This is a genomic window from Stenotrophomonas maltophilia group sp. Smal32, from assembly GCF_030237085.1.
Taxonomy (GTDB): domain Bacteria; phylum Pseudomonadota; class Gammaproteobacteria; order Xanthomonadales; family Xanthomonadaceae; genus Stenotrophomonas; species Stenotrophomonas maltophilia_Q.
In genome coordinates this window covers 1-5,151 of sequence record NZ_JASJSI010000176.1, presented here as the reverse complement: position 1 = coordinate 5,151, position 5,151 = coordinate 1, and the positions used below count along the sequence as shown (strand labels likewise).

The following is a 5,151-nucleotide window of genomic DNA, read 5'->3' as shown; positions in this document are numbered from 1 at the left end:
ATCAGGGGCCGCCCGCACAACACCAAAATTAATAATTATTTGTTGTGCGCCAGGTGCGTAAAAAATTTGTGGTGTTGCATTGTGGTGAACCAAATGGTTTGGGTTGTGGGTTTTTGGGGGGGCGGGGGGGCATTACGGCAATGTGGTGGGGGGGCCCGGGGCCGGGCGCCACCCGGAGGCTCTCCACCTGCCGTGCACGGCAGGGTCACCGCCGTGCAAGGGCCGTTCTTCCATTCTGTCGGCACCCCCAACCGGAGTGCACCCATGGCAGAACGATTGAAGGGCAAGCAGATTGCCATCCTTGCCACCCACGGCTTTGAACAGTCCGAACTGACCGAACCCAAGCGTCTGCTGGAAGCCGAAGGCGCGCGCGTCAGCGTCGTGTCGCCTGCAAAGGAGGCGACGATCAAGGGCTGGAAAGAGAAGAACTGGGGCGACGCCGTCGCGGTGGATATTCCGCTGGATGAGGCCGATCCGGCCAGCTTCGATGCGCTGGTGCTGCCGGGAGGGGTCATCAATCCGGACACGCTGCGTACCGACGAGGCTGTACTCGGCTTCGTCCGCGCAGTAGACGAGGCCGGCAAGCCTGTGGCGGCGATCTGCCATGGCCCGTGGCTGCTGATCAACAGTGGCCTCGCCGATGGCCGCGAGCTGACGTCCTGGCCTTCCCTGCAGCAGGATCTGACCAATGCGGGGGCGAACTGGCGCGATGCCGAGGTCGTGGTCGACGGCAACGTGATCACCAGCCGCAAGCCGGATGACATCCCGGCCTTCAGTGAGGCGGTGGTCAAGGCACTTGCCGCCTGATGCGCTAGCGGTAGTGCCGGCCGCTGGCCGGCACCACCTTACTTGCCCAGCACGCCTGCCGGCACCAGGTTGCCCAGGTTCTGGTTGAAGGTGACCACCAGCTTGCCGTTCTTCACCTGTGCCGACTGCACCTGCAGCGCGCCAAGCACGCCGGCCACGGCCGGATCCAGCTTGTAGATCGGCTCCCGCTGGGCGTAGTCGCTCAGCCAGGCGTTGAGCAGGCCGCGGGTACGGGAGTCGAGACGACCACCCTGGTTGGCCGGGGTGAAGTCATCCACGCTGGGCTGCTGCAGGTGGAAGCCCTGGGTCTGTGCGTCGTAGCGCAGGCCGCTGCTGAGCTTCACCGTACCCAGCTTGGCCGGATTGCCACCGGCAGTGGCCAGTGCAACGTCCATGCCGAGGTTCAAACGCTCGCCGGCCGGGAGGCTCAGCTGAGGGTGGCTCATGGTCAGGGCGATCAGTCCGCCCAGGGCGTCCTGGGTGCGCGGGAAGCTGCCATCGAGGTATTGCTGCACATCGCTGGCGCCCACCGACAGTTCGCGGCCGGAAATGGAAGGGGCGGCCTGGGCACCGATCGCGGCTGCGATCAGTACGGTGGAGGCGGCGAGGCGGGTCATCAGGGAACGCAGGCGCATGGCGGTGGCCGCTGGACAGGGAATGGATGGAGGAAAGAGTAGCCGGGTCGGCTGAATCGTGCGTGCATGCCGCTGCAACGGTTCAGTCCAGCGTTGGCCGCAGTTGCGCCGACTGGATCTGCCAGGCGCGACCGTCCGGGCTGGGCTGCACGCGATACCAGCCGCGGAAGCGGAAGGTGCCTTGTGCGGTGGTCGCGCGGAGCCGCACCGGCACCTCCAGCAACCGGGATGGCTGCCGGCCATCGCGTGCCAGCGGGGTGCCACTGTCCAGGCGCAGCGTGCGCAGGTCCTGCAGTTGGCGTATGGCAGCGTCATCTGCGCGGTGCGGATCGACCGGTGGAATCGCCCATGCCGCGTCGCTGGCGCTGCGGTTGCGGTTGAGCAGCGCGATCACGTAGCGGTTGAGCATCACCGATGGTGGTTCGGCGTCGGCAGCGACCGCGGCGAACAGCGGATCGATCGTTGCTCGCTGCAGCGGTGCTGCGTCGGTGTCTGCAACGGCCTGTGCATCGGCGCTCGCTGGCGCCGGCACTGGCGCAACCTCCGGTTGTGCAGTGGGTCTGGAACAGCCCAGCAGCACCAGTGGCGCGATCAGGAAAAGCGTCCTGCGCATGCCTCCTCCCCGAGGCGATGTGGGTTGACAGTGTATCGGCTGCGCGGGAATCAGCGGGAGGAGGGCAACTGTTCCAGTGCATCCAGCGCCGGCAGCACCTGCCCGGCGATGGCGGCCAACGCATGTCCATCGGTTTCGGCGTGGCGCTGCACGATGTCGCGCAGCAGCTGGGTGGCAATCACCAGGGTCGCGCGTTCATCGCCGCTGAGCCCTGCCGTCCGCGGTGCCGCTTCCAGCAGGCGCATCAGGTCGCGGCTGGCGCGATGTTCCAGTTCGATGGTGCAACGCCCGGTGCACTGCACCCCGTCCTTTTCGATGGGGGTCACCGAGATCCGGTAGCGGGTGGAGGGGCTGGCCATGAGGAGATGCTCGCCGTAGCTGTGGAGGATGTGCCAACCATAGGCAAGGCCACGGTCGGCGGCGACGGCCGGCGCTGCACGCAGTGTTCCACCCGGTACGTTCCGGCACCGCCGCAGGCGGGGCCCAGCCAATGGCGACGGGCCTGTACGGGCATTCCCTGGGATGCGGCAACGCTGTGTTGCGGGCCGTGGTTGGGACAAAAAAAACGGGACGGCCAGAGCCGTCCCGTCGGAATCCGCGTTGGGGCGCGCGCTTACAGCGCGGCGTCCTTCAGCTTCTTCAGCGGACGCACCTTCAGCTTGGTGGTGGCCGGCTTGGCGGCGAACCACTGTTCTTCCTTGGTGAACGGGTTGATGCCCTTGCGCTTCGGCTTGGCCGGCACATTGACGGTGGTGATCTTCAGCAGGCCCGGCAGGGTGAAGGAGCCAGCGCCCTTCTTGTGCACCGAGGATGCGACGGCGCTTTCCAGCGAGGCCAGCACAGCGCGGACGTCCTTGGCGATGACGCCGGAGGCTTCAGCGATGTGTGCAACCAGGCCGGACTTGGTCAGCACTTCCTTGATCGGCTTCGGAGCGGCCGGCTTGGCGGCTGCCTTCGTCGCGACTTTCTTCACTGCCTTCTTCGGGGCAGCCTTCTTAGCGGTCTTTGCCATGGTTTCCTGTTCCGTGAACGGTTGGTTGTTTGGTCGGCGCCGAACCCCGTCGGCAAGCGCAATGTAGGGCAACTCTCGGGCGCCGCCAATAGCCCGAAGCGCGGAAAGTGCATGTTTTTTCATATCCAGGCCGATTCAGTACATGGCCGGCGATGGGGGCGGGGGTGTCGGGACGCGGCTGGCCGCCAGCGCCCGGTCATTGGAGGAATGCGCGAAACCACTGAAAACAAGGGGGAAATGCGTTTCCGGCTGGCGAGGAAGTGTCCATCTGCCCGGCGCCGGAGCGACGTGGCGCGTGCGGCGGAGCGACGCAGGGCTAACGCGCCACGTGCGAGGGTGATCGTTCATCACCGTCACGCAGGAGCAGCACATGGGAATCTCGCGACACGCCACCGCGCACTGGGAAGGCGACCTGAAGTCGGGCAAGGGGCAGTTGAGCACGCCGCAGAGTCGCCTGCTGGACAAGACCCGCTACGGCTTCAACAGCCGCTTCGGCGACGAGAAGGGCACCAATCCGGAAGAACTGATCGCTGCCGCGCATGCTGGCTGCTTCACCATGGCGCTGTCGGCCAAGCTCGGCGAAGCCGGTTTCACCCCGACCTCGCTGGACACCGAAGCCAAGGTCGATCTGTCGCTGGAAGGCGGCCCGCAGCTGTCTCAGATCCGCCTGAAGGTAAAGGCCGTAGTGCCGGGTATCGACGCGGCCAAGTTCCGCGCCATTGCCGATGACGCCAAGCAGAACTGCCCGGTGTCCAAGGCGCTGAGTGCGGTGCCGATCAGCCTGGAAGCCGAGCTGGGCTGAGCGCCGGATGCTCTTGTAGAGCCGAGCCCACGCTCGGCTTCTGCAGCTGCCGTGATCTGGCCGAAGAGCAGTCGAGCGTGGGCTCGGCTGTACAGTGCCCCTTTACCAATCGAGGGTGCCGGCAATCACCGTCTGCACCTGACCGCCCGACCAGACCTCGCCGTCCTCATCGACCAACAGGGTCAGGCGCGCATCGTGGCCGACTTCGCGGCCCTGACTGACTTCGAACGGCGCACGGCCCCGCGGCAGTGCCTCGCGCAGGTCCAGCCACGCGGCCAACACGGCGTTGGCGGCACCCGAGGCGGCGTCTTCGAAGCGGCGACCGTTGCCGACGAAGGCGCGTACCGCAAGATCGAACCCCTCGCTGCCATCGCTGAAGGCATAGGCGAACACGCCCATGCTGTCGGTGGATTCAGCCACTGCCGCCACCGCATCCCAGTCCGGCTGCAGGGCGCGCAATGCGGCTTCATCGGCCACCTGCACCACCCACCAGCTGCGGCCACCCTGCATGCGTGCCGGCGGCAGTGTGCCCAGTGGCCAGCCCTTCAATGCGGCCTGCAGGCGTGGATCGGTGGCTTCGGCGGTTTCGGCCAGCTGCGCGCGCGGGGTGCGGATGGCGATGCGCTGCTGCGCACCTTCACCACTGACGCGCAGCGGCAGCGCACCAGCAATGCCCTCCTGCACCAGCACGCCCTCGACCGGTGTAGCAAGGCCCGCCTGCAGCACCGCATGCGCGGTGCCGACGCTGGGGTGGCCGGCGAACGGGACTTCCTTCTGCGGGCTGAACATGCGCAGCCGGTAGCTGGCACCAGGTGCCTGCGGCGCGAACACGAAGGTGGTTTCCGGTAGGCGCGTCCAGCGTGCGATGGCCTGCATGCTGGCGTCATCCAGGCCCTCGGCATCGAGTACCACGGCCAGTGGGTTACCGGCGCCGGCGCGCGGGGAGAACACATCCAGCTGCAGGAAACGGCGGGTGGTCATAGGGGGCAGATTCCGTAAACGAGAGGGGATACGGTAGCGCCGGGCCATGCCCGGCGTCCGTGTACTGCGTTCGCCGGGCGTGGACCGGCGCTACCAATGGATGCTGCCGTCGATCACGCACTGCACCTGGCCGCCGATCCACACCGTGCCCTGCGCGTCGACCTGCACCTGCACGCGGCCATCGCGGCCCACTTCGCGGCCCTGGCTGGCCACGTAGCGGCCCTCGCGGCCGGGCAGGGCATCGCGCTGCCGCAGCCAGACGCCGATCAGCGCATTGGCGCTGCCGGTCACCGGGTCCTCG

The 5,151-nt window shown here is 67.0% G+C and carries 8 protein-coding genes; 2 read left to right on the top strand and 6 right to left on the bottom strand.

Translation table 11 applies throughout. The features are described from left to right. Window positions 1-264: 264 nt before the first annotated feature. Complete coding sequence (locus QRO91_RS21785; RefSeq protein WP_024956948.1) at window positions 265-807, top strand: type 1 glutamine amidotransferase domain-containing protein; 543 nt, start codon at window positions 265-267, stop codon at window positions 805-807. 38 nt (window positions 808-845) lie between these two features. Here QRO91_RS21785 and QRO91_RS21780 read toward each other — a convergent pair whose 3' ends face one another. From QRO91_RS21780 to QRO91_RS21765, 4 genes are all read right to left on the bottom strand, one after another. Continuing rightward, window positions 846-1,442, bottom strand: a complete 597-nt coding sequence (locus tag QRO91_RS21780; protein ID WP_005408439.1) for a DUF1439 domain-containing protein — start codon at window positions 1,440-1,442, stop codon at window positions 846-848. 82 nt (window positions 1,443-1,524) lie between these two features. After that, window positions 1,525-2,055: a hypothetical protein gene (locus tag QRO91_RS21775; RefSeq protein WP_049430049.1), complete on the bottom strand. Its 531-nt coding sequence runs from the start codon at window positions 2,053-2,055 to the stop codon at window positions 1,525-1,527. Window positions 2,056-2,105: 50 nt separating this feature from the next. Further along, on the bottom strand, window positions 2,106-2,414 hold the full coding sequence (locus QRO91_RS21770; protein ID WP_049430048.1) for a DUF3861 family protein: 309 nt from the start codon (window positions 2,412-2,414) through the stop codon (window positions 2,106-2,108). 254 nt (window positions 2,415-2,668) lie between these two features. Then, entirely contained in the window at window positions 2,669-3,067 is a 399-nt protein-coding gene (locus QRO91_RS21765; RefSeq protein WP_010483539.1) for an HU family DNA-binding protein, read from the bottom strand. Window positions 3,068-3,437: 370 nt separating this feature from the next. On the opposite strand from QRO91_RS21765, the gene QRO91_RS21760 reads away from it, so the two are divergent. Beyond that, window positions 3,438-3,869, top strand: a complete 432-nt coding sequence (locus QRO91_RS21760; RefSeq protein WP_197651130.1) for an OsmC family protein — start codon at window positions 3,438-3,440, stop codon at window positions 3,867-3,869. 102 nt (window positions 3,870-3,971) lie between these two features. Here QRO91_RS21760 and QRO91_RS21755 read toward each other — a convergent pair whose 3' ends face one another. Further along, entirely contained in the window at window positions 3,972-4,850 is an 879-nt protein-coding gene (locus QRO91_RS21755; protein ID WP_049430046.1) for a PhzF family phenazine biosynthesis protein, read from the bottom strand. 90 nt (window positions 4,851-4,940) lie between these two features. Then, window positions 4,941-5,151: PhzF family phenazine biosynthesis protein (locus QRO91_RS21750; protein ID WP_285310567.1), on the bottom strand; the 211-nt coding region annotated here is incomplete at its 5' end.